Source organism: Rubneribacter badeniensis, from assembly GCF_002899695.1.
Lineage (GTDB): Bacteria > Actinomycetota > Coriobacteriia > Coriobacteriales > Eggerthellaceae > Rubneribacter > Rubneribacter badeniensis.
In genome coordinates this window covers 1-505 of the sequence record NZ_PPEL01000199.1, presented here as the reverse complement: position 1 = coordinate 505, position 505 = coordinate 1, and the positions used below count along the sequence as shown (strand labels likewise).

Here is a 505-nt window from a genome sequence, read left to right as displayed (position 1 = left end):
GCGAAGCGAGGGCTGTCCGAGCGACTGGGCGCTGACGGAGCCTCCCCGGCCAGGTGCCTTACAGGGCCGCCACGAGCTTCGGCAGGACGTCCTTCACGTCGCCGATCAGGCCGTAGTCGCACTGCTTGAACACCGGCGCGTTCTTGTCCTTGTTGATGGCGAACATGGCGCCGGAGCGGTTGCAGCCCACCATGTGCTGCATCTGGCCCGAGATGCCGGCCGCCACGTACATCTTCGGCGACAGCATGAGACCGGAGACGCCCACGTAGAGCTCGGTAGGGAGCCAGTTCACGCCCTCGGTGAGGGGGCGCGAGCAGGCCAGGCCGCCTCCCAGCTTGTCGGCGAGGGCGCGCGCGAGGTCGAGATCGGCCTCCTCGGCGAAGCCGCGGCCCGCGGCCACGACCGCGTCGGCCTTGAACAGGTCCACGCCGCTCTTCTCGATGGGTTTGGAGTCGAGGAGCTTCACAGGGTTCGCCGGGGCGACCCAGGCGGCCTCCTCCAGGAC

General features: G+C 69.3%; 1 protein-coding gene. It reads right to left on the bottom strand.

All coding sequences use genetic code 11. The features are described 5' to 3' along the window. Positions 1–58: 58 nt before the first annotated feature. On the bottom strand, positions 59–505 hold a 447-nt coding region (locus tag C2L80_RS13650), incomplete at its 5' end, for an electron transfer flavoprotein subunit alpha/FixB family protein (protein WP_204600623.1).